General features: G+C 69.5%; 24 protein-coding genes and 1 tRNA gene. 14 read left to right on the top strand and 11 right to left on the bottom strand.

Annotated features, from left to right (window positions below; genetic code table 11):
- The first annotated feature begins 71 nt into the window (after window positions 1–71).
- Window positions 72–902 carry a family 16 glycosylhydrolase gene (locus ACEL92_RS25040; protein ID WP_374023255.1) on the top strand — a complete coding sequence of 277 codons (831 nt, stop codon included), beginning with the start codon at window positions 72–74 and terminating at the stop codon, window positions 900–902.
- Here ACEL92_RS25040 and ACEL92_RS25035 read toward each other — a convergent pair whose 3' ends face one another.
- Both ACEL92_RS25035 and ACEL92_RS25030 read right to left on the bottom strand, forming a co-directional pair.
- Complete coding sequence (locus ACEL92_RS25035; RefSeq protein ID WP_374023254.1) at window positions 903–2,420, bottom strand: hypothetical protein; 1,518 nt, start codon at window positions 2,418–2,420, stop codon at window positions 903–905.
- 56 nt (window positions 2,421–2,476) lie between these two features.
- Window positions 2,477–2,704, bottom strand: coding sequence for a hypothetical protein (locus ACEL92_RS25030; RefSeq protein WP_374023253.1), 228 nt, complete (start codon window positions 2,702–2,704; stop codon window positions 2,477–2,479).
- 107 nt (window positions 2,705–2,811) lie between these two features.
- Between ACEL92_RS25030 and ACEL92_RS25025 the strand changes: the two genes are divergently transcribed.
- The 3 genes from ACEL92_RS25025 (at window position 2,812) to ACEL92_RS25015 (ending at window position 4,533) form a co-directional block, all read left to right on the top strand.
- The gene (locus ACEL92_RS25025; protein WP_374023252.1) at window positions 2,812–3,120 is read left to right on the top strand and encodes a hypothetical protein; all 309 of its coding nucleotides are present in this window, start codon (window positions 2,812–2,814) and stop codon (window positions 3,118–3,120) included.
- 80 nt (window positions 3,121–3,200) lie between these two features.
- Window positions 3,201–3,851 (top strand): GAP family protein, encoded by a 651-nt coding sequence (locus ACEL92_RS25020; RefSeq protein ID WP_374026381.1) that lies wholly within the window; start codon window positions 3,201–3,203, stop codon window positions 3,849–3,851.
- Window positions 3,852–3,861: 10 nt separating this feature from the next.
- Window positions 3,862–4,533 carry a GAP family protein gene (locus ACEL92_RS25015; protein ID WP_374023251.1) on the top strand — a complete coding sequence of 224 codons (672 nt, stop codon included), beginning with the start codon at window positions 3,862–3,864 and terminating at the stop codon, window positions 4,531–4,533.
- Here ACEL92_RS25015 and ACEL92_RS25010 read toward each other — a convergent pair.
- Window positions 4,509–5,294, bottom strand: a complete 786-nt coding sequence (locus ACEL92_RS25010; protein ID WP_374026380.1) for a hypothetical protein — start codon at window positions 5,292–5,294, stop codon at window positions 4,509–4,511. The genes ACEL92_RS25015 and ACEL92_RS25010 overlap by 25 nt on opposite strands.
- Window positions 5,295–5,322: 28 nt before the next feature.
- Here ACEL92_RS25010 and ACEL92_RS25005 point away from each other — a divergent pair, with 28 nt between their 5' ends.
- On the top strand, window positions 5,323–6,813 hold the full coding sequence (locus ACEL92_RS25005) for a bifunctional phosphatase PAP2/diacylglycerol kinase family protein (RefSeq protein ID WP_374023250.1): 1,491 nt from the start codon (window positions 5,323–5,325) through the stop codon (window positions 6,811–6,813).
- On the opposite strand, the gene ACEL92_RS25000 is transcribed toward ACEL92_RS25005, so the two are convergent.
- The 4 genes from ACEL92_RS25000 to ACEL92_RS24985 form a co-directional block, all read right to left on the bottom strand.
- Window positions 6,810–8,201 (bottom strand): FGGY-family carbohydrate kinase, encoded by a 1,392-nt coding sequence (locus ACEL92_RS25000; RefSeq protein ID WP_374023249.1) that lies wholly within the window; start codon window positions 8,199–8,201, stop codon window positions 6,810–6,812. The genes ACEL92_RS25005 and ACEL92_RS25000 overlap by 4 nt on opposite strands.
- Window positions 8,198–9,598 carry a mannitol dehydrogenase family protein gene (locus ACEL92_RS24995; protein ID WP_374023248.1) on the bottom strand — a complete coding sequence of 467 codons (1,401 nt, stop codon included), beginning with the start codon at window positions 9,596–9,598 and terminating at the stop codon, window positions 8,198–8,200. The genes ACEL92_RS25000 and ACEL92_RS24995 overlap by 4 nt, the downstream gene beginning before the upstream one ends.
- Window positions 9,599–9,618: 20 nt before the next feature.
- A complete protein-coding gene (locus tag ACEL92_RS24990; RefSeq protein ID WP_374026379.1) occupies window positions 9,619–9,942 on the bottom strand; it encodes a DUF732 domain-containing protein in 324 nt (107 codons plus the stop codon).
- Window positions 9,943–10,091: 149 nt separating this feature from the next.
- Window positions 10,092–10,436, bottom strand: coding sequence for a DUF732 domain-containing protein (locus tag ACEL92_RS24985; protein WP_374023247.1), 345 nt, complete (start codon window positions 10,434–10,436; stop codon window positions 10,092–10,094).
- 302 nt (window positions 10,437–10,738) lie between these two features.
- On the opposite strand from ACEL92_RS24985, the gene ACEL92_RS24980 reads away from it, so the two are divergent.
- A complete protein-coding gene (locus tag ACEL92_RS24980) occupies window positions 10,739–11,269 on the top strand; it encodes a hypothetical protein (RefSeq protein WP_374023246.1) in 531 nt (176 codons plus the stop codon).
- 257 nt (window positions 11,270–11,526) lie between these two features.
- Here ACEL92_RS24980 and ACEL92_RS24975 read toward each other — a convergent pair whose 3' ends face one another.
- The 3 genes from ACEL92_RS24975 to ACEL92_RS24965 form a co-directional block, all read right to left on the bottom strand.
- Window positions 11,527–12,348, bottom strand: a complete 822-nt coding sequence (locus ACEL92_RS24975) for a L,D-transpeptidase (RefSeq protein WP_374023245.1) — start codon at window positions 12,346–12,348, stop codon at window positions 11,527–11,529.
- A gap of 360 nt (window positions 12,349–12,708) precedes the next feature.
- On the bottom strand, window positions 12,709–14,160 hold the full coding sequence (locus ACEL92_RS24970; RefSeq protein ID WP_374026378.1) for a sugar porter family MFS transporter: 1,452 nt from the start codon (window positions 14,158–14,160) through the stop codon (window positions 12,709–12,711).
- A 563-nt stretch (window positions 14,161–14,723) separates the two neighbouring features.
- Window positions 14,724–15,650 carry an alpha/beta hydrolase gene (locus ACEL92_RS24965; protein WP_374026377.1) on the bottom strand — a complete coding sequence of 309 codons (927 nt, stop codon included), beginning with the start codon at window positions 15,648–15,650 and terminating at the stop codon, window positions 14,724–14,726.
- 85 nt (window positions 15,651–15,735) lie between these two features.
- On the opposite strand from ACEL92_RS24965, the gene ACEL92_RS24960 reads away from it, so the two are divergent.
- On the top strand, window positions 15,736–16,296 hold the full coding sequence (locus ACEL92_RS24960) for a TetR/AcrR family transcriptional regulator (protein ID WP_374023244.1): 561 nt from the start codon (window positions 15,736–15,738) through the stop codon (window positions 16,294–16,296).
- Window positions 16,297–16,528: 232 nt separating this feature from the next.
- Here the strand turns inward: ACEL92_RS24960 and ACEL92_RS24955 are convergent.
- Window positions 16,529–16,602: transfer RNA gene (locus ACEL92_RS24955), tRNA-Gly, on the bottom strand.
- A 182-nt stretch (window positions 16,603–16,784) separates the two neighbouring features.
- Here ACEL92_RS24955 and ACEL92_RS24950 point away from each other — a divergent pair.
- From ACEL92_RS24950 to ACEL92_RS24920, 7 genes are all read left to right on the top strand, one after another.
- Window positions 16,785–17,441, top strand: a complete 657-nt coding sequence (locus ACEL92_RS24950; protein WP_374023243.1) for a hypothetical protein — start codon at window positions 16,785–16,787, stop codon at window positions 17,439–17,441.
- Between the two features lie 34 nt (window positions 17,442–17,475).
- Window positions 17,476–18,048, top strand: coding sequence for a dCTP deaminase (gene dcd, locus ACEL92_RS24945; RefSeq protein ID WP_067304154.1), 573 nt, complete (start codon window positions 17,476–17,478; stop codon window positions 18,046–18,048).
- A gap of 106 nt (window positions 18,049–18,154) precedes the next feature.
- Complete coding sequence (locus ACEL92_RS24940; protein WP_374023242.1) at window positions 18,155–20,173, top strand: hypothetical protein; 2,019 nt, start codon at window positions 18,155–18,157, stop codon at window positions 20,171–20,173.
- A 172-nt stretch (window positions 20,174–20,345) separates the two neighbouring features.
- Window positions 20,346–21,467 (top strand): hypothetical protein, encoded by a 1,122-nt coding sequence (locus ACEL92_RS24935; RefSeq protein WP_374023241.1) that lies wholly within the window; start codon window positions 20,346–20,348, stop codon window positions 21,465–21,467.
- Between the two features lie 198 nt (window positions 21,468–21,665).
- Window positions 21,666–23,096 (top strand): hypothetical protein, encoded by a 1,431-nt coding sequence (locus ACEL92_RS24930; RefSeq protein WP_374026376.1) that lies wholly within the window; start codon window positions 21,666–21,668, stop codon window positions 23,094–23,096.
- 369 nt (window positions 23,097–23,465) lie between these two features.
- Window positions 23,466–24,791 carry a UDP-glucose/GDP-mannose dehydrogenase family protein gene (locus tag ACEL92_RS24925; RefSeq protein ID WP_374023240.1) on the top strand — a complete coding sequence of 442 codons (1,326 nt, stop codon included), beginning with the start codon at window positions 23,466–23,468 and terminating at the stop codon, window positions 24,789–24,791.
- Between the two features lie 98 nt (window positions 24,792–24,889).
- Window positions 24,890–25,645, top strand: a complete 756-nt coding sequence (locus tag ACEL92_RS24920; protein ID WP_374023239.1) for a maleylpyruvate isomerase family mycothiol-dependent enzyme — start codon at window positions 24,890–24,892, stop codon at window positions 25,643–25,645.
- The last annotated feature ends 4 nt before the right edge of the window (window positions 25,646–25,649 follow it).

The following is a 25,649-nucleotide window of genomic DNA, read 5'->3' as shown; positions in this document are numbered from 1 at the left end:
CACCGTTTGCAAAAGTTGCTCAGGGGTAGCGCGGTAGATCGGAACCGCCTTTCACGATTGGTGGGTTGTAGATGGATCGTCGCAGCATGATGTTGATCTCGGGGTTGGGCATGCTGGGCGCTGCGATGCGCTTGCCGGGCGCATGGGCCACCCCGTCGGCGCCGCAGGCGCCCCCGTCGGCCGGTCCCGGCGGCCCCTACATCTTCGCCGACGAGTTCGACGGCCCCGCGGGCTCGCCGCCCGACCCCGGCAAGTGGACGATCCAGACCTGGCAGGACGACGTCTTCCCGCCGGTCGACGGCATCTACCGCGACGACCGCCAAAACGTGTTCCAGGACGGGCACTCCAACCTTGTCCTGTGCGCCACCCACGATCTGCTGAACAACACGTATTACAGCGGCAAGCTGCGCGGCAACTTCCGCAGCATGATCAACCAGACCTGGGAGGCGCGGATCAAGCTCGACTGCCTGTACCCCGGCCTGTGGCCCTCGTTCTGGGGTGTCAACGAGGACCCGCTGCCCGACGGCGAGGTGGACATCTTCGAGTGGTACGGCAACGGCTCGTGGCCCGCGGGCACCACCGTCCACGCTGCGTCCAACGGCAAGACCTGGGAAGGCAAGTCGATCCCCGGGCTGGTCGACGGCGCTTGGCACACCTGGCGAATGCATTGGGGCGAAGAGGGATTCGAGTTCGCGCGGGACGGGGCCGAGTACTTCAAGGTGCCCAATAAGCCCATCCACGTCGCCGGCGGTGCTCCCGACGACTTCCGGTGGCCGTTCAACAAGCCCGGCTACTGGATGACGCCGATGTTCACGCTCGCAGTGGGCGGTGTCGGCGCCGGTGATCCGGCCGCGGGCACCTTCCCCGCCTCGATGCTGGTCGACTACATCCGCATCTGGTGACTAGCGCGTCGCTCTGAAAACCTGCACCAGGTTGAACTGCCAGCGCTCGACGAGCCGGAAGCCCAAGTCGTGCGGGACCGCGAAGGCGGGGGTCGCCCCGTAGACCGGCCCGGGCGGGATCGCCGGTCCTTCCTGGTGCGCCGGCTCTGACGGGTCGGCCTGGGTGATGATCCACACGACGGCGCACTGGCTCAACGGTTTCGCGACGACCTCCGGAATGAGGTTGGTGTCGAAGACGTCGTTGCGATCGGTCGCCCGCTGCCACAACGTCAGGTCGACCAGCTTGCGGTAGGCATCAGGGCGCGCCGCCAGCAATGGGCGCATGGGGGCCGGCATGAACGTCACCGTGTCGTTCACCAACAGGCAATCGCCCGAGGCCGCCTGGGCGCTGATCAGGTCGGCCACCTGATTGTAGTCCATCCCGTACTTGGCGTACGGATTGCGCTGCGCCCGAACATAATTCGGGGCAGCGGCGATGGCGAACAGCGTGACAAGGGCCGCAGTCAGCCAGGGCCGGGCGCTCACCGCGGCGGCGCAGACGCCGAGGATCAGCGCCATGCCCGGCGCCGTGAACGACAGATAGCGCGGGGTGTAGATCGGGTGCACCAGCGCCGAGTAGGCCACGATGGTCGCGGTCGGCAGCGCGAGCCACGCCACCGCGAGGGCCAGCAGGTGGGCGTCGGGCCGCGCCAAGGGCGCGGACTTGCTGAGCCACAACACGATAGCCGCCGCGATCACCAGCGCCGACAGTACGGCGAACGGGGGGCTGCGCTCGAAATACTGTTGCACCACGACGTCTTCGAGCGTCCGCCGACCGATCGGCGCGATCCAGCTGATCTGATGCGCCTGCCCCGCGACGGTCACCAGGAAGGGCGCCATGGCCCCGATCCCGACGGCCGCCGCGACGGCGAACCGCAGCAACGCCCCTCGCGCGCAACGGATTACGAGCAGCAGGACCATGTGCGCCGCGACCATCAGCGCGAGGTACACCTCGAGCGCGATCGATGCGGCCAGGGCGGCGCCGTAGGCCGCCCAGAGCCAACCGGTGTCGCGGCGCGCGGCAAGCGCCAGCAGCACCGTCAGCCACACGGCGGCCATCATCGACAGCGCGTAGGGGCGGGCCTCGATGCCCGCCCACGTCGTTCTGGGCAGGACGGCGCAGAAGACGCCGGACGCGACCGCGACGGTGCGTGACGAGAACTGCTTGCCCAGCACCACGATTCCGGCCGCCGCCGCCCCGACGGCCAGGCCGCTCGGGACGCGCGAGAAGAACTCGCTGGGCGGGAAGACCTGGAACCAGGCGTGCATCAGCAGGTAGTACAGGCCGTGCACGGCGTCGACGTTGCCGAGCATCCGCCACAGCTGGGCAAGCGATCGACTGTATGCGGCCGAGATGGTGGCGGCCTCGTCGTACCAGAACGACGGGCGCCCCGCGCCGCCCAGACTCACCGCGACGGCGAGCAGCCCGACGAGCAGCGGGTCCAGCGCGGCCGACGGGCGGCGAAGCGGGTTCCGCACGCCGCTATGGTGCCAGAGCCCGATCGGGTTCCCGCCGCTGGTCGCCTACGACCGGATCAGTTGAGCAGCCAGACGTGCCAGAAGCCGTCGGAGCCCTCGCGGCAGTCCCAGTGGGTGTAGAGGTGGTCGTTGTGCGTGATCTCGACGTTCGGGGCGTCCGCTTCGCAACCGGCCAGGCTCGAATAGTTGCCCTCGACCTCAACTTGGTCGGCACCGGCCACGCCCACCCCGGTGGTGAGCAGCCCGGCCAACGTCAACAGGCCAGCGGCGCAAGCCATCTTCATGTGGGACCTCCCCTTGTTAGCTGCGCCGACTATATCCACCGGCCCGGCGGCGTGGCCGGAAATGGAGAAGTCGACGAACCGGCCGCATTCGAACGTATGATCGATCGATGGGGCAGTTCGCGTCCATCGGGTACAACGGCCAGCCGGTCCGCAGCCCGTTCCGGGTGGTGCGGCCACCGCTGACGGTCCTTGTGGACCTGACGGTGCTGTTCCCTCGGGAGCCGCACCGCTCCGGCCGGTACCAACCCAACGGGCTGCAACTGCACAAAGTCGTCGAGGGGCTGCTCAGTTGCTGGGGCCTTTGCGAGCAGGGCGACTGGTGGGGCCTGGTCACCTACCCCGTCGCCTACGGCTCCGAGCGCAAGACCGTCACGCACTGGGTGCCCGCCTGGATGCTGCGCCGAAAGCCGTTCTGAGGGCGGCGCTTACGCCGGACCCATGCGGGCGCGCCACGCCGATGCGATGATTGCTGCCCGTGGACGCAAGTTGGGGTTCGGTGCTCACCAGGCTCGTCGCGCTGGCGGCCGTCATAGCGCTCTCGCCGATCACGGTCGTCCCGGCGGTGCTGGTCCTGCACGCGCCGCGGCCGCGCCCGACCAGTATGGCTTTCCTGGCCGGATGGGTGTTGGGCCTGACGGCCCTCACCGCCGTCTTCGTCAGCGGTTCGGAGCTGCTCGGCGGCCTGCACAAGGCGCCACCGACCTGGGCGTCGTGGACGCGGGTGGTGCTGGGGTCGGCGCTGATCGCGTTGGGCGCCTACCAATGGCTGACCCGGCATCGGCACGGCAGCATGCCGCGCTGGATGCGCTCCTTCTCCACACTGAGCCCAGCGCGTGCCGGCGTGACCGCGGCGGTCCTGGCGGTGCTGCGACCCGAGGTGCTGATCATGTGCGCGGCGGCCGGCCTGGCCGTCGGCAGCAGCAGCCTCGACGCGGCCGGCCAGCTGGTGGCCGCCGCGGTGTTCGTCATCATCGCCGCGTCAACCGTCGCCATCCCGATATTGGCGTATGCCGGCGCCGGCGAGCGCCTCGACGACCCGCTGGAACGTCTCAAAGTCTGGATGGAGCAAAACCACGCGACGCTGCTCGCGATCATCCTGGTTTTGATCGGTTTGATGGTGCTCTACAACGGGATTCACGCCCTGTAGATTGCTGCCCATGGCAGGCAGCTGGGGCACCGTGCTCACCGGGCTCGTTCCGCTCGGACTGGTCATCTCGCTCTCGCCGCTCACGGTGATCCCGGCGGTGCTGGTGCTGCAGGCGCCGCGGCCGCGGCCGACCGGCCTGGCGTTTCTGGCCGGCTGGGCGCTGAGCATTGCCGCGCTGACGGCGCTCTCCGTCAGTGCCTCCCACCTGCTCGGCGGCCTGGACAAGTCGCCGCCGCGGTGGTCGTCGTGGTTGCGGGTGGTGCTGGGGTCGGGGCTGATCGTCTACGGCATCTACAAATGGCTGAACCGGCACGGGCACACCGAGTCGCCGAAATGGATGCGTTCGTTCACCACCATCACCCCGGCCCGGGCCGGGATCATGGGGGCGGTCCTGGCGGTGGTGCGGCCGGACGTGCTGCTCATCTGCGTCCCGGCCGGGCTGGGCATCGGCACCGCCGGGCTCGGGCTGGCCGGTGACTGGGCGGCCGCCGCGTTCTTCGTCGCGATCGCGGCGTCCAGCGTCGCCCTCCCGCTCCTGGCCTACGCGGCGGCCGGCAGCCGGCTCGACGACACGCTGGCGAGGCTCAAGGACTGGATGGACCGTAACAACGCCGCCCTGCTCGCGGCGGTGCTGGTCGTGATCGGTGCGATGGTGCTTTACCACGGGATCGACGCTCTGTAGCCGCCGTCGGCCAGCCCCGCTTCCTCCTCGAGCCTGTTGATCGCGCCGAGGGCGTATTCGCGGACCAACTCGCGGCCATAGTCGCGCAGCATGCCCACGTAGCCCTTCGCCGCCCATTGCCGGCAGTGCCGCTCCTCGTGGTGTAGGACGCGATCCAGGTCGAGGCGGCTCTGCACGGGCGTCCCGTCGGCGCGGACGTACCAGGCATGTCCGGACGCGACGATCCGGCGAAGCCATCCCGCAGGGTCGGTGACCGCGCCGATGTTGATCATGAAAATGTCACCCCACGTGGTGCCGCCGCGCCGGCAGAATTGGCGCTGAACCCAATTGCCGCCCAGGCCCATCAGGATGCCGTTCGGCGTCGCGACGAGGCGCCCGCCGTTGCGGTCCACGAACCTGACGTCGCGGGTGTAGCTCCAGCGATTCGCCTTCTGCCGCCGCATGATTCGCGTGATTTCCGCCGCACCGTACGGCGTCGGCGGAAAGTCGGTGCGGTACGCCCCCTTGGTGCCGTAGCCGGTGCCCGCGTTCAGGACGTAGGCGCACAGCGTCGCCGCGCGGGCGTCGCCGCCCCCGATGCCGCGGGGCAGGAGGAAGAAGGACTTGTTGTCCGGATCCCGGATCTCCGCCGTTGCCCCGAGCACCCGAAAGGTGTCCGGGTTGATGGCATGCCGCCGGGTGATCTCCGCGACGACGTCCGGGGCCACGCCCCGCCGCGCGGCGTTGTCCCGCCATGCCTGGAAGTAACCCGGTGCGTCCATGTCCGCCAACCAATTTAGGGTGTAGCGAATGAACAGGCGGCCCTGGCGACGCGCGCGCGGCATCAATCAGATCACCCAGGGGCTGGGCACCCTGGACCGAGAGATCTTCGAAGCGATCGCCGAGACCGACACCCCGCTGCTGGACGCGATCATGCCGCCGCTGACCCGGGCCGCCGACCACTCCAAGCTGTGGTTCGCCATCGCCGCGGCCCTGACCGCCTCGGGCAACAAGAGCGCGCAGCGCGGCGCGACGCGCGGCGTCGTGGCGCTCGCGGTCACCAGCCTGGTCACCAATCAGGTCGCCAAACGCATCCGCCGCCGCCCGCGTCCCGGGTACGAGCTGGTCCCGCTGGTCAGACAGGTCCGCCGTCGGCCGACGTCCAACTCCTTCCCGTCGGGGCATTCCGCCAGCGCCGCCGCGTTCGCCGTCGGGGTCGGTTTGGAGAACCCGATGCTGGGCTTCGGGCTGGCGCTGCTGGCCGGGCTGGTCGGGCTCTCGCGGGTGGCCACCGGCGCGCACTACCCGGGCGACGTCGTCGCCGGGTTCGGCATCGGGGCGGGCGTGGCGGTGCTGGGTGGTCGGCTGGTTCCGCCGATCGTCGAAACCGCCCTGCCCAAGGCCGAACCGCTTCGCGTCCCGGCACCCGAACGGCCCGACGGCGACGGGGTGGTGCTGGTCATCAACCCCGAATCAGGCGGCGGCACCGGGTCCCGCGTCGTCGACGAGGTGCGCCGGGCGCTGCCAAAGGCGGACATCCGCGAACTCGGCCCCGACGACGACCCGCAGCAGGCTCTGCGCGAGGCCGCCGCCCACGCCGAGGTGCTTGCCGTCGGCGGCGGCGACGGCACGGTGGCGACCGCGGCGGGGGTGGCCATCGAGGCCGGGTTGCCGCTGGCCGTGTTCCCCGCCGGCACGTTCAATCACTTCGCCAAGGACATCGGCTGCGACACCGTGGCCAAGACCGTCGACGCGATCCGCCGCGGCAGCGTGGCATGCGTGGACCTGGTGTGCCTCAACGAAAGTCAGATGGTCCTCAACACGGCGAGCATCGGCGCCTACCCGGCCTTCGTGCAGCAGCGCGAAAAGCTGGAGAAACGCATCGGCAAGCCGCTTGCCGGTCTCTACGCGATGCTGCACACCCTGCGCCGCGACGAGCCCGTCCGGATCTGCTACGACAACAAGACGCTGCTGACGTCGCTGTTCTTCCTGGGGAACTCGCTCTACCTGCCGACCGGCTTCGCCCCGTCGCGGCGGACGCGGATGGACGACGGGCTGATCGACGTCCGGATGCTCGAGGCGGGACGACGGTGGTCGCGGACCAGGATCCTGACCGCGCTCGCGCTGGGGCGGCTGGAGCGCAGCCCCCTGTACCACGAGCTGCAGGTGCCGGAGTTCGCGTTCACCGCGGTCGACGGCCCGACGGTCATCGCGTGCGACGGCGAGGTGGGCGACGAATACGAGAAGGCCAGCTTCTCCGCGAAATACCGGGTGCTCCCGGTGTTCCGCCCCTGCGACTAGGCCCCCTCGGTCAAGTCCCGCACCTGCGCGTAGCGCTCGTGCACCTGCGGCGTCGGGTCGGCGGTGTACTCGTCGGTCCGGGGCGGTGCCCACGCGGGCGGTCGCGCCGATCCGCTCAGCGCCCAGGCCGCCTGCCGGGCCGCGCCCAGCGCGACGTACTGCCCGGGGGCGGGCACCAACACGGGTACGCCGAACACCGCGGGGGCGATCGCGCACAGGGCCCGCGACCCCGCCCCGCCACCGATCAGCAGGATGCGGCGCGCGACCACGCCCTGAGCGACCAGGTGGGCGAGGCCGTCGGCGAGAGCGCACAGCAGCCCCTCCACCGCGGCCCTGGCCAGGTTCGCCGGCGTGGCGTTCGCGACCCGCAGGCCGTGCAGCGCGCCGGAGGCATTGGGGCGGTTGGGGGTTCGCTCACCCTCCAGGTAGGGCACCAGGACCAGGCCGGCGCTGCCCGGCGGCGCGGACAGCGCGAGCTGCGACAGCCCGGTGTGGTCGACCCCTAGCATCGCGGCTGCCGCGTCCAGCACCCGCGCGGCGTTGAGCGTGCACACCAGCGGGAGGTAGCGGCCGGTCCCGTCGGCGAACCCGGCGACGAACCCCGCGTCGTCGCGGACCGGGTCGGCGGTCACCGCGGCCACCACGCCCGACGTCCCGACCGACACGATGACGTCGCCCTCGTCGGCGCCGAGGCCGAGCGCAGCCGCGGCGTTGTCACCGAGACCCGCGCCGAACGTGGTTGTCCCGCTCAGGTTTGCGTCCGCGGGTCCCAGCACGGCGGGCAGGTGGGGGCGACGGCCGCGCAGGGCCAGCTCGAGCAGGTCGACGCGGTAGGCGCCGCTTGCGGCGTCGTAGTAGCCCGTGCCGCTGGCATCGCTGCGGTCGGTGGTCAGCGCCGCGACATCGGTGCCCCCGCGCAGCCGCCAGCTCAGCCAGTCGTGCGGCAGGCAGACGGCCGCCGTGCGGTCCGCATGCCGCGGTTCGTGGTCGGCGAGCCAGCGCAGCTTGGCCACCGTGATCGCGGCCAGCGGCACCACGCCGACGGCTCGGGCCCACGCGCCGGGCCCGCCGAGCTCGTCGGTGAGGGCGCGGGCCGCGTCGGCCGAGCGCACGTCGTTCCACAGCAGCGCGGCCCGCACCGCCCCACCCGCCGCGTCGAGGCACACCATGCCGTGCTGCTGCGCGCCGACCGCGATCGCCTCCACGCCGTCCAGGCCGCCCGCGGCCGCGATCGCCGCGTTGGCCGCGAATTCCCATGCCGCCAGGTCGATTTCGGTCCCGTCGGGGTGGCCGGCCCGGCCCTCGCGGACCACCTCGCCGGTGTCCGCGTCGCAGATCAGCACCTTGCACGACTGCGTCGAGGAGTCGACGCCGGCGACCAGCGTCATCCGCCGGCCCAGGCGAGTGCCCGCAACGTGGCGCGCGCGCCGCGGCGGTGCAGGGAGTCCAGCGCCCACAGGTAGGGCTCGAGGAAGCGGGGCTGGTCCACGAGGTCACCGAACACCGCTCGGTTGGCGAGAAACGCGGTCGGGTCGTCCCGCTGGGAGCGGGCGATGGGGACGAGCGTGTCGGCGAGCCGGTCCACCACCTCGATCGGCTGACCGGTTTCGTCGACGCCCTCGGCGTAGCGCGCCCAGCTCGCCACGATCGCCGCGGACAGCCGGACCTGGCCGCCGCGCGCCAGGTTGTCGGCGACCACGGGCAGCAGCCACTTGGTGATGCGTTCCGACGAGTCGGCGCACAGCCTGGCCACCGTGTCGCGCACGTAGGCGTTGCCGAAGCGGGGGAGCAGCCCGTCCTTGAAATCGGCCAACCCGGGGACCGGCGTGAGCGTGGGCATCGCCTCGTATTCCAGGTAGCCGTGCAGGAATTCGGCGATCAGTGGATCGTGGGCGGCCTCGTGCACCAACCGATACCCGGCCAGGTAGCCGAAGTAGCACAGCCCCTGGTGGCCGGCGTTGAGCAGCCGCAGCTTCATCGCCTCGTACGGAGCCACGTCGTCGACCAGCTGGACTCCCGCCTTGTCCAGCGGGGGCCTGCCGTCGGCGAAGTCGTCTTGGAGCACCCACATGGCGAACGGCTCGGCGACCACCGGCCAGGCGTCGCGCACGCCGAATTCGGTGTCAAGGCGCTCGATCGCGGCCGGGGTGGTGACCGGGGTGATCCGGTCGACCATCGAGTTGGGGAACTTGGTGTGCTCGCGCATCCACTGTGCGAGTTGGGGACTGAGCCGTTCGGCGTAGGACGTGAACACCTCCCGCGCCACGCTCCCGTTCTCGACGATGTTGTCGCAGGACACGATCGTGGGGGAGGGCAGGCCACGTTCGCGCCGCCGGTTCAGCGCCGCGGCCACCAGCGGGTACACGTCGCTCAGCGGCGGGTGGTAGCCGCCCTCGGTGATGGTGAGCGAGACGATCCGGGTGGTCGGTGCGGCCAGCAGCTCGATGACCGCCTCGGGATTGTCTGGGGCGTAACGAAAGTCGACGATGGAGCCGATGACGCGGGGTTCCCGGGTGCCGTCGGGGTGTTCGAGGACCAACGTGTACAGGTGGTCCTGGGCGCGCAGCACGTCGCGCATCCGCCGGTCACCGAGCAGCACGCCGACGCCGCAGATTCCCCAGTCCCGGGCCAGGCCGTCGCGAAGCAGCCTGTCGATGTACATCGCCTGATGGGCGCGGTGAAACCCGCCGACGCCGAAATGCACGATGCCGACGGTGATTTGGCTGCGGTCGTAGGCCGGGGTGGGGATGCCGAGTGCGCTCAGGTTGCGCGCGCTCAGCTCCATTCCCGGAACTTAGCGCACCGCTAAGCGTTGGGGCATAGATCGCGCAAGGCGAAGATCACGACGTCCGCGGCCTGCCGGCCGTTGATCCCGCCGCTGCCCTGGTCGGCGTCCGAACGCTGGACCGCCAAGCCCTCGAGCTGTTGTGGGGAGGCGCCCCAGGAAAGCTGTTGGCACAGGTCCGCGCCCATCTGCAGCAGCGCGTCGTCACCACCGTTGACGGCGTGGATGCCGGCGCTGTGCAGGTCGTTGAGAAAGGCAGCCCCGTCGGCCCGGGCCGGGCTGGCCCAGACGATGCCCGCGGCCAGAAGTGGGCCCCCTGCAAGGGCTGCGCCGGCTGCGCCCATGAACCGGCCATAGGGCCGCTGTGCTGCCATCGAAATCTTCTCCTTCGTCCCGTGCCCGAATCGCGGATGATGCACTTTTACACGAAAGCGCCGCCGAGCACGCCGCGGAAGATAAATCTCGATGGTGAATTGTGGGCAAAGACCAGTGGCTATGCGTCCGGGCAGAGATCGCGGACAGCGTCGATGACCACGTCGTCGGCCTGCTGGGGGGTGATCCCGCCGGCGCCCTGCCTGCTGTCGGAGCGCTGTAACGCCAGGCCCTCGATCTGCGTCGGAGGGGCGCCCCACGACAGTTGCTGGCACACGTTCAGGCCCATCTGCACCAGCGCCTCGTCGCCGCCGCTGACCGCGTGGATCCCGTTCCTGTGCAGGTCATTGACGAACGTGGTCGCGTCCGCCTGCGCGGGGCCGGCCAGCGCGACTCCGGCCGCCAGCATGGGGGCGCTCACCAGCGCTGTCTTGATGAATCGGCCATAGGGCCGCCGTTGCGTCATGCCGATCCTCCCTCTCCTCGTTCACTGTCCGTTCACCTATATAGAACCTTCAAGACATGTTGGGTCGCCAAAAATTCCCTGGGAATGAGCTGCGGAAAGTTCCGATCAGCGAGACCGAAACGTTGCCTCGGCCGGATGCCTTTTCCCTGCGCGGTCGCACCCGGCTCGTGACGCCCTTGTGACGTCACCATTTGGATACGGCGCGGTGCGGCGCGTCCCGTGTTTCACGTCGGCTGCCGACAATTGGCCCGTTGTCTGCTGCATCGGATATGTGAGCGCGAATTAAAGGAGAGTCGGCGCTGATGGCGATCGTCGATCGGTTCAACATGAAAGTAGTTGCCAGCCTTGGGGTGTGCGGAGCCGCACTTGCGTTGAGCCCGGATGCGGCAGCCGCTCCCCTGAAGACGGGCGGATACGCCTGCGTTCAGGGCCAGGCGGGCGAGGTCGGGGCCGCGCCCCTGGCCGGCGGGCCGGCCGCCGCGGGCGGAGCGGCCGCCGGTGGCGCGCCGACCGCCGGGGTCTGCGCGGCCAGCGCGCCGCTCACCGACATGGCCGGTGTTCCGTTGGCCGTGCCCGGGCCGTTGCCGGTGGGAGCTCCCGTGCCGGTACCCCTGGGTGCCCCGGTGCCGCTGGGTGCGCCGTTGCCCATCGCGCCGGTGGTCCCGGCCGGCGCTCCGCTGGTTGCCCTCGGCGGCCCCCTGGCGGCCGGTGCTCCTCTCGACGGTGCCCCGCTGGTCGACATGTCCGGGGTCAAGGACGCCCCGACCGGTCCGGCCCCAACCGGCGGGCCCCAGCCCGGTCAGCCGGTTGCGCCCGGCCCCGGCGCGCACTGAGCGTCATTCCCTTTCGACGGGAACGGACCCGCTGGTTTTCGACCAGCGGGTCCGTTCGTTTGTGTCTGCCGCACCCGCGGCGTCCCAGCCGTCGGCGGCCCCACCCGCCGGCCGCGCTCCAGCCGCCGAGGGCGTTTCACCCGCCGAGCGTGAAGTTAGCGGCACAGTCGACCGCGAGCGTGAAACTAACTTCACTCGGCGCAGGTTGCTGGTAGGTGAAAAGCCCTCGCGCTCAAAGCGATCGGGCGAGGAGCCGCTCAGGAAGGCGGCCGCTCCCACAGGTCTTGCTTGACGATCACCGGGTCGCCGACATTGACCGTGTTGTAGTACCACTCGGCATCGTCGGGGCTGAGGCTGATGCAGCCGTGGCTGACGTTCTCCAGCCCCAATGAAGAAACGGCCCAGGGGGCGGAATGAACGAAGAGGCCCCGGTTGGTGATCCGGACGGCGTAGTCGACGTTGAGCATGTAGCCGTTGGGGTCGTCGACGGGAATGCCAACGCTGCTCGAATCCATAAGCACCGAGCGGTCTTTCGATAAGACGGTGTAGTTGCCGACCGGCGTCGGAAACTCGGGCCTGCCCATCGATGCGGGCAACACGCCCTCTTCGCCGAAGTGGGGCCGGTGATGCGGAGTGGGTGGTGGAGCCGCGTCGACTCCGTCGACGCTCACCTTGAAGGTGTGGTCGGTGATGTTGGCGACACCGATGACCTTCGGGCCGGTCTTGAATTCCGTGGAGCGGCCGTCGACCGCAAGCGCCACCGTGCTGTGCGCCGGCCAGTAGTGGTCTGGTACCCACTGCACGACTTTGTTGTCCAGCCACTCGAACCGGCCGGTCATCGCCGGTGTCGACGTGACCCCGAGGGCGCGCTCGGCGGCGTGCCGGTTTGCGACGGGCGCGTTGAACGTCACGACGACGGGGTGGGCGACGCCCACCGTCGTGTCCCGCGCCGGCAGGACCGAAGCAATGGCGAATTCATGCGGTTGACTGGCCGCCGCCATGCTGGTGCCAGTCGGTCCCGCAACCACGCTTACAGCGATCCCACCCACCGCAAGAACACACCGAACGACCGCTCGCATGGCTCCGATTCCTCTTAACTGACATAGTTGTAATAGGAGGATCGTAAAGCGCCGATGACCAGCGGAAGCGCAAGGGCGCGTTAGCATTTGGCCACGCCTCGGTCACGGTTCGGCCACGGGGGTTTAGTTCGAGAATGAGGTGTTGCGCTGGGGTTTCGGATGGACGAAGGAGGACTTTGAGACCTCGGGAATACGCTCGGTGCACACAGCCTGAAGCCGTGTCGCGCCCGGTTTCGGGCTCGCGGGCCGCGGCCGAGGGCCACGCAGTCCCTCGGTACCGAGCCCGGCCAATCGCTAACAGCGAACCGAGCCGAGGCATTCGGGCCGCGGGCCAAAAAACCTACCGCTCAACCGAATTCGTCACCGCGTGAAGTCTGATGGGCGGAACTTGCCCTCGAAAAGCTTGTTTTCAATCTCTTCCAGGCTTTTACCGGTGAGGTCGGGCATGCGGAAGAAGACGAAGATCCACGCCGCCACGTTGAACAGTGCGTAGAGCCAGATCGAGGGCCCGACCCCGATCGCCTTGACCAGCGACAGCATTGTCAGCGTGATCAGCAGGTTGGTCCCCCACAGCGTCGCCGACTGGACGGCGGTGGCCGCCGGTCGCACCGCCAACGGATAGGTCTCCGAGCCGGTCAGCCATCCCATAAGCTGCAGGCCGCCGCCATTGAACAGCATGAAGGCGACTAGGCAGATCATGATGTAGGGAAGCACCTCGTGACCGCTGTCGCTGGTGACGAAGAGCAGGCCCAGGGCGAACAGACTGATCGCCGCGCCCGGCACCATGATGAGGGTGAGCCGGCGCCGACCGACCCGGTCGATGATGGCCAACCCGACCAATTGGGAGATCAGGTACGTCGCTCCCAACCCCACCGACACCCGTAGCGCTACGGACGTGTACACGCCGTCGTTGGTCAACAGGGTCGGGGAGTAATAGATGATCATCTCGATGCCGCTGAGCTGGGTGAAGACCGCGATACCGCAGCCCAGGACCAGGGCGGGGCGCACCCACGCGTCGCGCAACCCAGCCCACCCGCGCGTGCTGGATGTGCGTTCGACGCGCGCGAGTTCGGCCGCCTCGTCCAGCTCGGCGGCGACGTCGTAGCCGTCGGGCCGGACATTCTCGAGAACCGCTTGTGCAGCGTTTCGATCGTCTTGCTTGATCAGCCAGCGCGGGCTTTCCGGCAGGCGCAGCAACAACCACAGCATGATCGCGGCGGGTACGCAGGCGAATCCGATCGGCCCTCGCCAGGGGACCGATCCCGAGACCCCGACGATGGTCGCGAAGAGGATGCCCGCCCCAATGGCGATCTGGAAGCACAGCACCAACCGTCCCCGGTAGGCCGGCGGCGAGAGCTCGGCGACGTACATCGGCGCCGTCTGTGTGGCTCCGCCGACCGCGAAGCCCAGGACCACGCGTCCCAGCGACAGCAGCAGGGCATCGGGTGCGTCGGCACACCACAGCGCGCCGACGATGAATAGGACCGCCAGCATCACCAGAGTGCCGCGGCGACCGCGCCACTCGGACAACCAACTGCAAGTCAAGGCCCCGACGACGGCGCCGAGCAGGATGCTGGCGGCGATCACCTGCTTCCAGCCCTCGGTGATGTTGAAGTCCTCGGTGAACTGCAACAGAGCCCACGAGATGACACCGGTGTCATAGCCGTAGAGCACGCCCGAGATCGCCGCGACGAGCGCAATGATGACCACGGCGCCGGTCAGTTGTTTTCCCGCTCCCGCTTGTGCGACTGCGCTCGGCGACGCTTCCGCGCCGCACTCCGCTGTCCTACGAGAGGGCGAACTCGCGGTCAGCGTCTCATCGCAGGCTGACCCACTTTTGTGATCGGTCCGGTCGTCTGCGGCCACTAGCAGAGCGGGTTGTCGTCGGGGTCGATCAGGTCGGCGGCGGCCATCAGCGCTTCCGGCTGATCGGCGGGCGGGCCGGGCATCCTCATGGCCTCCTACGATGTGCTCGGTTTCATCGACGCTCGACGCGGTATTTCAGAGCCCGGGTGATTACCCGCATTGTGGCGGCGGACGTGTATCGACCGCTGTGTCGCGGTCAAGGTCCTCGCGCATCACGCGATTCCGCTGGCTTACTTGCTGTCTGCACAGCGCCCGTGTTCGTTGCGAGCTTGCCGCTTGACTTCCGTACAAATGCGGAAACGAGCCCGTCACAGACCCTGTGCAGATTGCGGGTGACTTAGCTCTGGATTCGACTGTACTACAACGCTATTCGCCGGGAAAACAGTCAGGTGAGTGTGTTGAGCGCCACAATAGCGGCGGTAGGTTCTCATAATTCTCGTCGCGAATTGCGCCGACACGCGTAATGCCCGCGCAGCTTCTCCTCGGGTTCAGGATCGGACACCAAGGGGTCATACCAGTGGGACGTGGCGATTTAGGAAGTCGATCTGGTCGGTCACTATCCCGTCGAAATGCGGCTCCAGGTAGGGCTCGAAGTGCGTGCAGTCATAGGAGCGGACTTCACCGTGGGGGAGGCGGGCGACGATCTTCTTAGCTTTCGCGTACGGCGTCACGTCGTCACGTTTGGCGAGCTGCACCAAAGTCGGCGCGGTGATGTCTGCGACCTTGCGTCCCGGGGAGTACAGCGGCACGCGCAGGGCGATGCGAGCGGCGACGTCGTTTTCGGCGAAAAGTTCGTCGCGTTTATCCCCGGCCATCGCTTCGACCAGTTCATAAGCCCCAGGTGAGGTCATCATGGCGACCTCGCCGGGCCTGCCGATGGACTTCACTCGGTACGGTGCCCGCCCGAGGCATGCGCCGACCTGATCGCGCAGTGCTGCGGCGATGAGGCGTGCGATCAGTTTGGGTGACTGCGAGAACGCTGATGCGGGGCCGGTGACGTGAGGCGCCTGGACGATGGCGGCGGCGAGATCGTGGTCATGGGCTGCCAAGTCGAGAACGTGACCACCGCCGAAGGAGGAACCCCAACCCACCACGCGGGTTGTGTCGACGTTGTCCAGGCTGCGAACGTAGGCGATGGCGGCCCGCCAGTCAGCGTGCTGTTTGGCGATGTCAAGGATGCGGCGAGGTTGGCCGCCACTGGCACCCCAGTGCCGGTAGTCGAACACCAGGGCGGCGTAGCCGGCCTGGGCGAATCGTGTGGCGTAGGCGTCTAGGCGCAGTTCGCGGAGGGCGGCGAACCCGTGAGCCAGTGCGACGATGGGCGGATTCTCGACGCCATCAGGACGGTACAGCCACGCCGCACAAGGTGTGTCCCCGGACATAAAGGTCACGTCGCGTCGCACGTAGCTGAGTGGTTGGTTCACGCCTGTCTCCATCGGGTATCTTGAACGGTGTTCAACAAACCTAACAAGTTCTTGAACGTCGTTCAACATAGTGTGATCTGATCGGTGCAGGGGAACGATGGCACGGAACAAACGCCCGCAGGCCGCCGAAGAGAAGCGTGCAGAAATTGTCGCGGCAGCACGCCGGCTGTTCATCGATACTGGCTACGACGCCACCCCGATGAGCCGCCTTGCGAAGGAGGCCGGGGTGGCACCGAACACCATCTACTGGTACTTCGGGGACAAGGACGACGTTCTAATCGCTGTGCTCGACTCCGTCATGGCCGACATCTGGCCGCAGTACCAACAAGTTGCGACCGAACCGATCCCCGCTCGAGTTCTGTGGGTGGTTCGCCAGTTACGCCAGATGAGCCGCCTAGTGACGACGGTGCACGCCCGCGTCGAACATTCGGTCGCCATCGCCGAGTGGCATCGAAACTTCCATCTGATTACCGGCAGTATGTTCCGCTACGAATTGGAGACTGCGGGAGTCTCACCCTCGACTGTGGAAGCCGAAGTGATGATCGGCATCTTCACCGTCGAAGGACTCCTTATGCACGACCAGGATGAGATCGAGCAACGCGCCATTTGCGACGCCCTGGCCTCACGCTGGACTATGACCCAGGCGCGCCCGTCCTGAGCAGGGAAGTTAATGCGCGGTCTGCTGCCGAGGCTGCCTTGCAAGGGCCAGGACGGTGATGGAGGCGTCCCCGGCGTACATCCAAGACGGCGGCCCGAACCGGGCACCGGCCAAGCATTTCCATAAGGCGGACGGCGGCCTGCACCCGGCGATTACCCCGACTGACTAAGGGGCCTTACGGGACCACTGGCCTCACCGAGGCAGGAACCCGGTCCGGTGTCGCTGCCCATCGTGGAGCCGATGACGGGAATCGAACCCGCGTATTCAGCTTGGGAAGCTGATGTTCTGCCATTGAACTACATCGGCGGCGTCGACAACGAAGGCTAGCATCGACGGCCGATCCGTTGGATGAGTAGGGCGGCCGAAGACGACGCGGCCGGCGCCGTCGTCGCCGTCGCACAAAAGGCTGCGGTGAGGGAATGGTCGCTGTCCTGCAAATTCAAGGACCCGTGTTTATTCTTTCGTGATCATGTCGTAATGTGCCTGGGGTGGGTCGGCACAGCTTAGCCAAGAAGCGGGGTAAAACACCGCTGCTCCTGGCAGGGGCGCTGGCACCGGCTGCCGTGTTCTTCGCGGCGGCCGGCGATGACGCCCCTTTCGTGCCACGCCCCGTCGCGCCACCCGTTATTGGCGACACTTCAGCATGCTGCTTACAAATCGTGCCGGCAAAGCCGGTGGGGGTTGTGCTGGCGTCGGATGTGTCCCGCGGCGACGGCATGGATGCGCCGCTCGCGGCCTCCAGGTACCACACCCGATCCCGCTTCCTGCCGGCCGGGCTTGCACCCGAACAGGGCCTGCAGGTCAGAACGATCCAGGTCTCGCGCAGCATCAGCGCCAAGTTTCCCCAGATCCACGAAATGGGTGGAGTGCGACCGGACCCCTTGCCGTGGCATCCGCTCGGTTTGGCGATCGACGTGATGATCCCCGACCCGCAGAGCGCCGAAGGCATCACCCTGGGCAACGAGATCGTCGCGTACGTGATGAGTAACGCAAAACGCTTCGGGATCCAGGACGCGATCTGGCGCGGCGTTTACTACACGCCGGGCGGCGCGCAACCGAGCCGGCTGGGGCACTACGACCACGTCCACGTCACCACCACCGGCGGGGGTTACCCCAAGGGTGGGGAGATGTATCTCGCCGACTGAACCCGCGACGGCGAGCAGCCGATAGGCTCGTCGCGTGCTGCTCTCCGATCGTGACCTCAGGGCCGAAATCACCGCCGGCCGGCTGGGCATCGACCCATACGACGACGCCTTGGTGCAGCCGTCCAGCATCGACGTCCGCCTGGACTGCATGTTCCGCGTCTTCAACAACACCCGGTACACCCACATCGACCCCGCCAAGCAGCAGGACGAGCTGACAACCCTGGTCGAACCGGTGGACGGCGAACCGTTCGTGCTGCATCCGGGGGAGTTCGTGCTCGGCTCCACGCTGGAACTCTTCACCCTGCCCGAGGACCTCGCCGGCCGGCTGGAAGGCAAGTCGTCGCTGGGCCGGCTGGGTCTGCTGACGCACTCGACCGCCGGGTTCATCGATCCGGGCTTCAGCGGTCACATCACGCTGGAGTTGTCCAACGTCGCCAACCTGCCGATCACGCTGTGGCCGGGCATGAAGATCGGTCAGCTCTGCATCCTTCGGTTGACCAGCCCGGCCGAACATCCTTACGGCAGTTCGCAAGTTGGGTCGAAGTACCAGGGCCAGCGGGGACCCACGCCGTCGCGCTCCTATCAGAACTTCATAAGGACTACATAGGTTCTGGGAGCCTCCCGCACCCCCTTTCTGCGCGATACTTAGTTAGCCATGGTTTTTTCCTCCGCCGCGCCATGGTTCGTCTCGCAATACCTTTGGAGGGGTTGTCTTGGATATCGTGCTCGGGGTGTCGATGGCACCGGCATCGATCCAAATGGTTGTCCTGGAAGGCGAATACGCCGACGGTGTCACCGTGGAAGAGGATGTGTTCGACGTCTCGGCCGCCGACAAAGCGGCCACCGCGAGCGCGTCCGACCAAGTGCTCGCCGCGATCCTGGGCACCCGGGAGGGCGCGGCCGACGCCGGCCTCGAGGTGTCGTCCATCGGCGTCACGTGGACCGATCAGCTCGAGGCGGCGGCGTTGCGCGACGCGCTGGCCGCCTACCGCATCGAGAACGTCATGTTGGTGTCCGCCTTTCTGGCGGCCACGGCGTTGGCCCAAAACGTCGGCGGCGCAATGGGTTACGAGCGCACCGCGATCATGTTCGTGGAGCCCGACACCGCGACGCTGGCGGTCGTCGAGACCTCCGACGGTTCCATCCCCGACGTCTACAAGCAACCGATCTACGCCGATTCGTACGACCAGGCCGCCGCGCAGCTCGGCGGCATGATCGCCGGACTGGAGAAGCTGCAGGCCGCGCCGGACGGCGTGCTGGTGGTCGGCTCGGGCGTCGACATCGCCCCGCTGAAGCCGGCGCTGCAGACCGCGACGCCCCTCGAGGTGAGCGTGCCGGAGGAGCCGGAGACGGCGCTGGCCCGCGGCGCCGCCCTGGCCTCGGCCAACGCGCCGTTGTTCGCCTCGTCGACCGCCGCCCTGGCCTACGCGCAAGACCCCGGCACCGGTGCGGTCGACCAGTACTCGCTGCCTGAATACCTCTATGCGCCGTTCGCGCCGGAGGCGGTCGACGACGAGCTGGCCTACAGCGCGGTACCGGACGAGGACGCCGACTCGCCGACCGTCGTCATCGAGAAGCTCTTCATGCCGGAAGAAAGCGAACCGCGGCGCAGGCCCGCCCTGCTGATCGGGAGTGGGTTGGCGGTCGCCGGCATCAGCGCGGTGTTGGCGCTCGAGATCGCTCTGGCGATCGGCATCCGCACCACCGGAACCGTCGCTCTGCAGCCAACACCGGGACAACACCTCATCGTCCCGACGCAGCAGGCGCCCGCGCCCGTTGAGGCGTCGGCCCCGGCGGCGAAGCTCAACCTGCCCGAGCAGGTGGCCGCACCCAAGCCGATGACTCCGCAGTTCGCCGCGCCGCTGCCCGCGGCACCTCCGCCGCCCGCGGCACCCCCCATTCCCGCGGCCCCGGCGCCGGTGGTCCCGGTTCCGGTGGTGGTCCCGCCGATCGCGCCGGTGATTTTGCCCCCGGTCCGCGTGCCCGTGCCCAACCCGGTGCTGACCCCGCCGGTGATTCAGGGTCCGCCGCACGTCTCGCCCCCGCCCGTGCTGCCCCAGCCTCCGGTGCACGTCCCGGAGCCGCCGCAGACCGGTGGCACGGGCCCGCAGTGGCCGCCGCGCCAAACTCCGCCCGGGCAGGGCTCGTCCCCGCCTCCCAGCAGCGGCACGGGTGGCTCCGGTGGTGGGCTTGTGCCGCCGCCGGGTAGCGGTCCTGGTGGTTCTGGTGGTGGGCATGTGCCGCCGCCGGGTAGCGGTCCTGGTGGTTCTGGTGGTGGGCATGTGCCGCCGCCGGGTAGCGGTCCTGGTGGTTCCGGTGGTGGGCATGTGCCGCCTCCCGGTAGCGGCCCCGGCGGCCTGGGCGGCGGCCACTCCTCGCCCCCGGGCGACGGCGGCCTGGGCGGCGGGCACCTTCCGACCCCCGGTTCCGGCGGCGGTGCACCCAGCGGTCCCGGTGGCCTGTTCGGCGGCGGACCCCTCGGTGGCGGTCACGGCGGCGGGCCGGTCGGCGGCGGGGCCCCTGGTGGCGGCTTCGGCATCCCGGGCGGCGGTCACAGCGGCGGGGCCCCCGGTGGCGGCCTCGGTGGCTTCGGCGGTGGCCACAGCGGCGGGGCCCCCGGTGGCGGCCTCGGCGGCTTCGGCGGTGGCCACAGCGGTGGCGGTGGCGGCTTCGGCGGTGGCGGTGGCGGTGGCGGTGGCCACAGCGGCGGTGGGGGCGGCGGGCACAAGTAGCCCCTCGCGACTGCCGGGCGCGTCCAGCTCCGCGCGCTAGGGTGGCGACTGGGGAGTGGGGCCGGGAAGGCTGAGGAAAATCCGTCCGGCCAATTCTGGGATGTGATGAAGCCCCGCGGCGGGAACGCACGTGTCCTCGCACGGCAATCGAATCGGACGACTTGGAGGAGCGGTGGACGTCGTACTTGGCGTGTCTATGGCGCCCGAGACGGTCCGCATGGTGCTCGTTGAAGGCGAAGCTGCCGGCGGAGTGACCGTCGACCAGGACGGCTTTGAACTCGCCGATGAGACGACGGCGGTCGCCGCGGCGGACCGCGTGGTCGCCGCGATTCTCGGCACACGGGAGAGCGCGGCCGCGGGCGGCTATAGGGTGAAATCGAGCGGCGTGACGTGGACGGACCAGGCCGAGGCGGCCGCGCTACGAAATGCGTTGGCGGAACGCAAGATCGACGACGTCACGCTGGTGCCCGGTGTGATGGCCGCCGCGGCGCTGGCCCAGGCGGCCGGCAGCGCCACCAACAGCGCGCGCACCGCGCTGCTGTTCGTGGAGCCCAGCACCGCGACGCTGGCCGTCGTCGACACCGCCGACGGCTCGGTCGCCGACGTGCGCCGGCATTCGCTACCCAACAGCGACGGCGCGGCGCTGGCACAACTGGCCGCGCTGGCCTCGGGCGCCGAATCGATGAGGGCGCGGCCCGACGGCCTGTTCCTCGTGGGCTCAGACGTCGACATCCCGTACATCAAGCCGGCGCTCGAGGCCGCGACCTCGCTGTCGGTGACCACCCCCGAGGAACCCGAGATGGCCCTGGCCCGCGGCGCCTCGTTGGCGGCGGCCAACGCCCACCTGGGGGCGCCGTCGACGATCGCCATGCCCTACGCGGGGCAGCCCTCGACGGGCGGGCGCGAGCTCGCATACAGCGCCGAAGGGGGTGACCGGGCGGCTAGGCGAAGCGAGGCGGCCGCTCACTCGGGCGAGCCGCGCAGCCGGAAGCCGGTGTTGGCCGTCGTCGCCGCGACGCTGATATTCGTCGGAGGTGTTCTGGCGCTCGCGCTCGCGCTGGCCTTCGACATCCGGCCGCATGCGCATCAGCGCCCCGACATCACCCAAAACGTCGTCGCCCCGGCGGTCCAGGCGCCACCACCCCCTCCCTCGGCGCCTCCGCCGCCGGCATCCGCCCCGGCCGTCCCGCCCACGCAGGTATCGCCCCAACCCGGGCCGGGCCCCTCTCACAGCGATCAGTGGGACGACTGGCTGCATCGACACCTGGGCGGGCACGGTATTCCCATCCCCTAGCCGCGTCCCGGCCCGTCCCTTGGGCGCCGAACGCGCGTAAAATCGGGGGACTAGGGGAACACACGGTGGGGAATCAGTGACCTCTGGCGTTTTCGCGGGGTGCGGCGGCCACGTTCTCATCATCAGCGCTAGCAATCGAACGATGGAGGAGCTTTGGACACGGTACTTGGCGTGTCGATGGCGCCGACGGCAGTCCGAATGGTGCTGGTCGAAGGCCAGAATGGCGAAGGCGCCACCGTCGACGAAGATAATTTCGACGTTCCGCCCGAAGACGAGGCGGCAACGCTCAGCGCGGCCAACCAGGTAGTCTCCGCGATCCTGGGCACCCGCGAGGGCGCGGCCGAGGGCGGCTACCAACTGGCATCGACCGGCGTCACATTCACCGACCCGATCGAGGCCGCCGCACTGCGGGACGCACTGGCCGCCCACAAGGTGGAGAACGTGATGTTGGTCTCGGCCTTCTTGGCCGCGGCCGCCCTGGCCCAAGCCGTGGGCAGCCAGACCAACTACGCCCAGACGGCCTTGCTGTACATCGAGCCCGACAGCGCAACGCTGGCGGTCGTCAACAGCGCCGACGGGTCGATCGCCGACGTCCAGCGTCAGCCGCTGCCGGCCGACGACGAGGCCGCGGTGGCCCAGCTGGCCAGCATGGTCTCGCACGCCGAGACGCTGGAGACGCGGCCCGACGGCGTGTTTGTCGTCGGCTCGGGCATCGACCTCCCGCTGATCAAGCCCGCGCTGGAGGCGGCCACTTCGCTGCCGTTGTCGGCGCCCGAGGAGCCCGAGACGGCGCTGGCCCGCGGGGCGGCGCTGGCGTCGGCGAACGCCCCGCTGTTCTCGTCCTCCACGGCGGCGCTGGCCTACGCGCAGGACCCGGGCACGGGCGCGATCAACCCGTTCGCGGTGGCGCCCGGCTACTTCGAAACCCCGGGAACATTGGGCAGGGACGCGCTGGCCTACAGCGCTGTGCCGGACGAGGTCGACGATCTCTACACCGGCGCGCACACCGGCGCCACCGAGCTCGTCGACGCGGGTTATCCCCAGCGCAGCTCGTTCCGGCTGGTGGGAAGCATCGTGGCGGGCGTCTTCATCATCGGTGTGGTGGCGCTGGTCGTCTCGCTGGCGATCGCCATCCGGCCGACGGCCAACGTCCGGCCCAGCCCGAACCAGAACGTCGTCGTCGCGCCCACCCGGCCCGCCCCGGCCCCCGCGGCCCCCGCGCCGGCCGAGGCCCCGGCGCCCGCGGCGCCAGCACCCGCACCGGCGGCTCCGGCCCCGGCTCCAGCGGCCCCGGCGCCCGCGCCCGAGGTCCAGGTGCCCGCCCCGGCCCCGGCGGCCCCCGCTCCGGTCCCGGTGCCCGAGGCCCCGGCGCCCGCCCCGATTCCGGTGGCGCCGGCTCCGGCCCCGCCACCCCCGGTGGCTCCCATTCCGGTGCCGATCCCGCTGCCGATCCCCGGCATCGGCGGGCCGGTCATCGGTGGGCCCCCCGGCGGCGGCTTCGGGCCGCACGGCGGCGGCGAGGAAGGGCCGCACGGCGGCGGTGGCGGCGGCGGAATCCCCGGGATCCCGGGCTTCGGCGGCGGCCACGGCGGCTTCGGCGGTGGTCACGGCGGCTTCGGCCGCCGCTAGCCAGATCGCCGCTGGTCTGGATGGCGGCGACCCGCTTCGCCCGGCTGCGCCGCGCTCGCGATCGCCGCTGGCTCGATGGCGGCGACCCGCTTCGCCCGGCTGCGCCGCGCTCGCGATCGCCGCTGGCTCGATGGCGGCGACCCGCTTCGCCCGGCTGCGCCGCGCTCGCGATCGCCGCTGGCTCGATGGCGGCGACCCGCTTCGCCCGGCTGCGCCGCGCTCGCGATCGCCGCTGGCTCGATGGCGGCGACCCGCTTCGCCCGGCTGCGCCGCGCTCGCGATCGCCGCTGGGCCACCTGTCATCTGCCGTTTGCCTCCCGCTCAGCGGCGCGATGCAGTTAGCTCATCGCGGCGACCTACACCGGTTTTATGCGATGCACCGTCTTCGGCACCGGCTACCTGGGCGCCACCCACGCCGTCGGAATGGCGGAACTGGGACACGAGGTCGTCGGGGTCGACATCGACCCGGGCAAGGTCGCCAAGCTCGCCGGCGGTGACATCCCGTTCTACGAGCCCGGGCTGCGCAATCTGCTCACCAAGAACCTGGCTGCGGGGCGGCTGCGGTTCACCACCGACTACGACATGGCGGCCGAATTCGCCGACGTCCACTTCCTCGGCGTTGGCACGCCGCAGAAGAAGGGCGAGTACGGTGCCGACCTGCGCCACGTGTACGCCGTCATCGACGCGCTGGTGCCGCGGCTGACGAGATCATCGGTGCTCGTGGGTAAGTCGACCGTTCCGGTCGGGACCGCGGCCGAGCTGAACCATCGCGCTGCCGGGCTGGCGCGGGCCGGCGTCGACGTCGAGATCGCCTGGAACCCGGAGTTCCTGCGGGAGGGCTACGCGGTGCACGACACGCTGCACCCGGACCGCATCGTGCTTGGCGTGCAGCAGGATTCGACGCGCGCTGAGATGGCGGTGCGTGAGCTGTACGGGCCCTTGCTCGCCGACGGCGTGCCGTTTTTGGTGACCGACCTGCAGACCGCGGAGCTGGTCAAGGTCTCGGCCAATGCCTTTCTGGCGACGAAGATTTCGTTCATCAACGCCATCTCCGAGGTATGCGAGGCCGCTGGCGCCGACGTCAGCGTGCTCGCCGACGCGCTCGGCTACGACCCGCGGATCGGCCGCCAATTCCTCAATGCCGGTTTGGGTTTCGGCGGGGGCTGCCTGCCCAAGGACATCCGCGCCTTCATGGCCCGCGCCGGCGAACTCGGGGCCGACCAGGCGCTGACCTTCCTGCGTGAGGTTGACAGCATCAACATGCGCCGGCGCACCCGGATGGTGGAGCTCGCCAGCGCCGCGTGCGGCGGCTCACTGCTGGGCGCCAATATCGCGGTGCTCGGTGCGGCGTTCAAGCCCGAATCCGACGACGTGCGCGACTCGCCCGCGCTCAACGTCGCCGGGCAGCTGCAGCTCAACGGCGCCGCGGTCAACGTGTACGACCCCAAGGCGCTGGACAACGCGCAGCAGCTGTTCCCGACGCTGAACTACGCGGTCTCCGTCGAGGAGGCCTGCGACCGCGCCGACGCGGTGCTCGTGCTTACCGAGTGGCGGCAATTCATCTACCTCGACCCCGCCGACCTCGCCGACCGCGTCCGGGCCCGGGTCATCGTCGACGGCCGCAACTGCCTCGACGCCGCCCGCTGGACACGCGCGGGCTGGCGGGTGTTCCGGCTGGGCGCCCCCCGGCCCTGACGCCTCTCGCCCGAGCTTCACGCCAGCGTGGCGCTGGCCGGCGAATGCCACGCTGGCGTGACGTTCGGCGCGAAGGCGCGGCGAGTAGCCTGACCCGCGTGGATTATGCCGGCGCATTCCTCGACGAGAACCGCGCATTCTCGGAGCTTTTCCGCGATGCGGACCAGTCCAAGCCGGTGCCGACCTGCCCGGGGTGGAACCTGAACCAGCTGCTGCGCCACGTCGGCCGCGGCGACCGCTGGGCGGCGCAGATCGTGCGCGAGCGATTGCAGGAGTTCCTCGACTTCCGGTCCGTCGAAGGCGGCAAGCCGCCCCCCGACCCGGCCGACGCCGTCTCCTGGCTGCAGGGCGGCGCGCAACGGCTGGTCGACGCCGTCGAGCTGACCGGCGTGGAAACACCGGTGTGGACCTTCCTCGGGCAGCGCCCGGCGAACTGGTGGGTCCGCCGCCGCCTGCACGAGGTGGCCGTGCATCGGGCCGACGCGGCCATGGCCCTGGGAGCGGAGTTCACGCTGGCCGCCGACATCGCCGCCGACGCGATCACCGAATGGCTTGAGCGGGTCGCGATCCAGGCCGGCGCCCAGGGGGCGCCGCTCCCGCTCGAGGACGGCAACACCCTGCACCTGCACGCCACCGACCCCGGGCTCGGCGAGGCCGGCGAGTGGACGATCGGCGTCGAAGCCGGCCGCATCACCTGGTCACACGAGCACGGCAAGGGCACCGCGGCGCTGCGGGGCGGGGCGACCGAGCTGCTGCTGGCCATCCTGCGCCGGGCGCCGCTCGCCGACACGGGCATCGCGCTGTTCGGCGACGAGGCGGTGTGGCAGAACTGGCTGAACCGTACCCCGCTCTAGCCAC

Origin of the sequence: Mycobacterium hainanense (assembly GCF_041890355.1) — a bacterium.
Classification (GTDB): Bacteria; Actinomycetota; Actinomycetes; order Mycobacteriales; family Mycobacteriaceae; genus Mycobacterium; species Mycobacterium hainanense.
Note: the sequence above shows the minus strand (reverse complement) of the source record. Positions and strands in the feature narration are given on the sequence as shown.

What these genes read in the sequence shown, in the direction of transcription:
- ACEL92_RS25010 (WP_374026380.1), bottom strand. Translation starts at nt 5,294, where the DNA reads ATGGACGCACCGGGTTACTTCCAGGCATGGCGGGACAACGCCGCGCGG.
- ACEL92_RS25005 (WP_374023250.1), top strand. Translation starts at nt 5,323, where the DNA reads ATGAACAGGCGGCCCTGGCGACGCGCGCGCGGCATCAATCAGATCACC.
- ACEL92_RS24925 (WP_374023240.1), top strand. Translation starts at nt 23,466, where the DNA reads ATGCGATGCACCGTCTTCGGCACCGGCTACCTGGGCGCCACCCACGCC.
- ACEL92_RS25015 (WP_374023251.1), top strand. Translation starts at nt 3,862, where the DNA reads ATGGCAGGCAGCTGGGGCACCGTGCTCACCGGGCTCGTTCCGCTCGGA.
- ACEL92_RS25040 (WP_374023255.1), top strand. Translation starts at nt 72, where the DNA reads ATGGATCGTCGCAGCATGATGTTGATCTCGGGGTTGGGCATGCTGGGC.
- ACEL92_RS24990 (WP_374026379.1), bottom strand. Translation starts at nt 9,942, where the DNA reads ATGGGCGCAGCCGGCGCAGCCCTTGCAGGGGGCCCACTTCTGGCCGCG.
- ACEL92_RS24985 (WP_374023247.1), bottom strand. Translation starts at nt 10,436, where the DNA reads ATGACGCAACGGCGGCCCTATGGCCGATTCATCAAGACAGCGCTGGTG.
- ACEL92_RS25025 (WP_374023252.1), top strand. Translation starts at nt 2,812, where the DNA reads ATGGGGCAGTTCGCGTCCATCGGGTACAACGGCCAGCCGGTCCGCAGC.
- ACEL92_RS24980 (WP_374023246.1), top strand. Translation starts at nt 10,739, where the DNA reads ATGGCGATCGTCGATCGGTTCAACATGAAAGTAGTTGCCAGCCTTGGG.
- ACEL92_RS25030 (WP_374023253.1), bottom strand. Translation starts at nt 2,704, where the DNA reads ATGAAGATGGCTTGCGCCGCTGGCCTGTTGACGTTGGCCGGGCTGCTC.
- ACEL92_RS24930 (WP_374026376.1), top strand. Translation starts at nt 21,666, where the DNA reads ATGGTGCTGGTCGAAGGCCAGAATGGCGAAGGCGCCACCGTCGACGAA.
- ACEL92_RS24995 (WP_374023248.1), bottom strand. Translation starts at nt 9,598, where the DNA reads ATGGAGCTGAGCGCGCGCAACCTGAGCGCACTCGGCATCCCCACCCCG.
- ACEL92_RS24960 (WP_374023244.1), top strand. Translation starts at nt 15,736, where the DNA reads ATGGCACGGAACAAACGCCCGCAGGCCGCCGAAGAGAAGCGTGCAGAA.
- ACEL92_RS25000 (WP_374023249.1), bottom strand. Translation starts at nt 8,201, where the DNA reads ATGACGCTGGTCGCCGGCGTCGACTCCTCGACGCAGTCGTGCAAGGTG.
- ACEL92_RS24965 (WP_374026377.1), bottom strand. Translation starts at nt 15,650, where the DNA reads ATGGAGACAGGCGTGAACCAACCACTCAGCTACGTGCGACGCGACGTG.
- ACEL92_RS24975 (WP_374023245.1), bottom strand. Translation starts at nt 12,348, where the DNA reads ATGCGAGCGGTCGTTCGGTGTGTTCTTGCGGTGGGTGGGATCGCTGTA.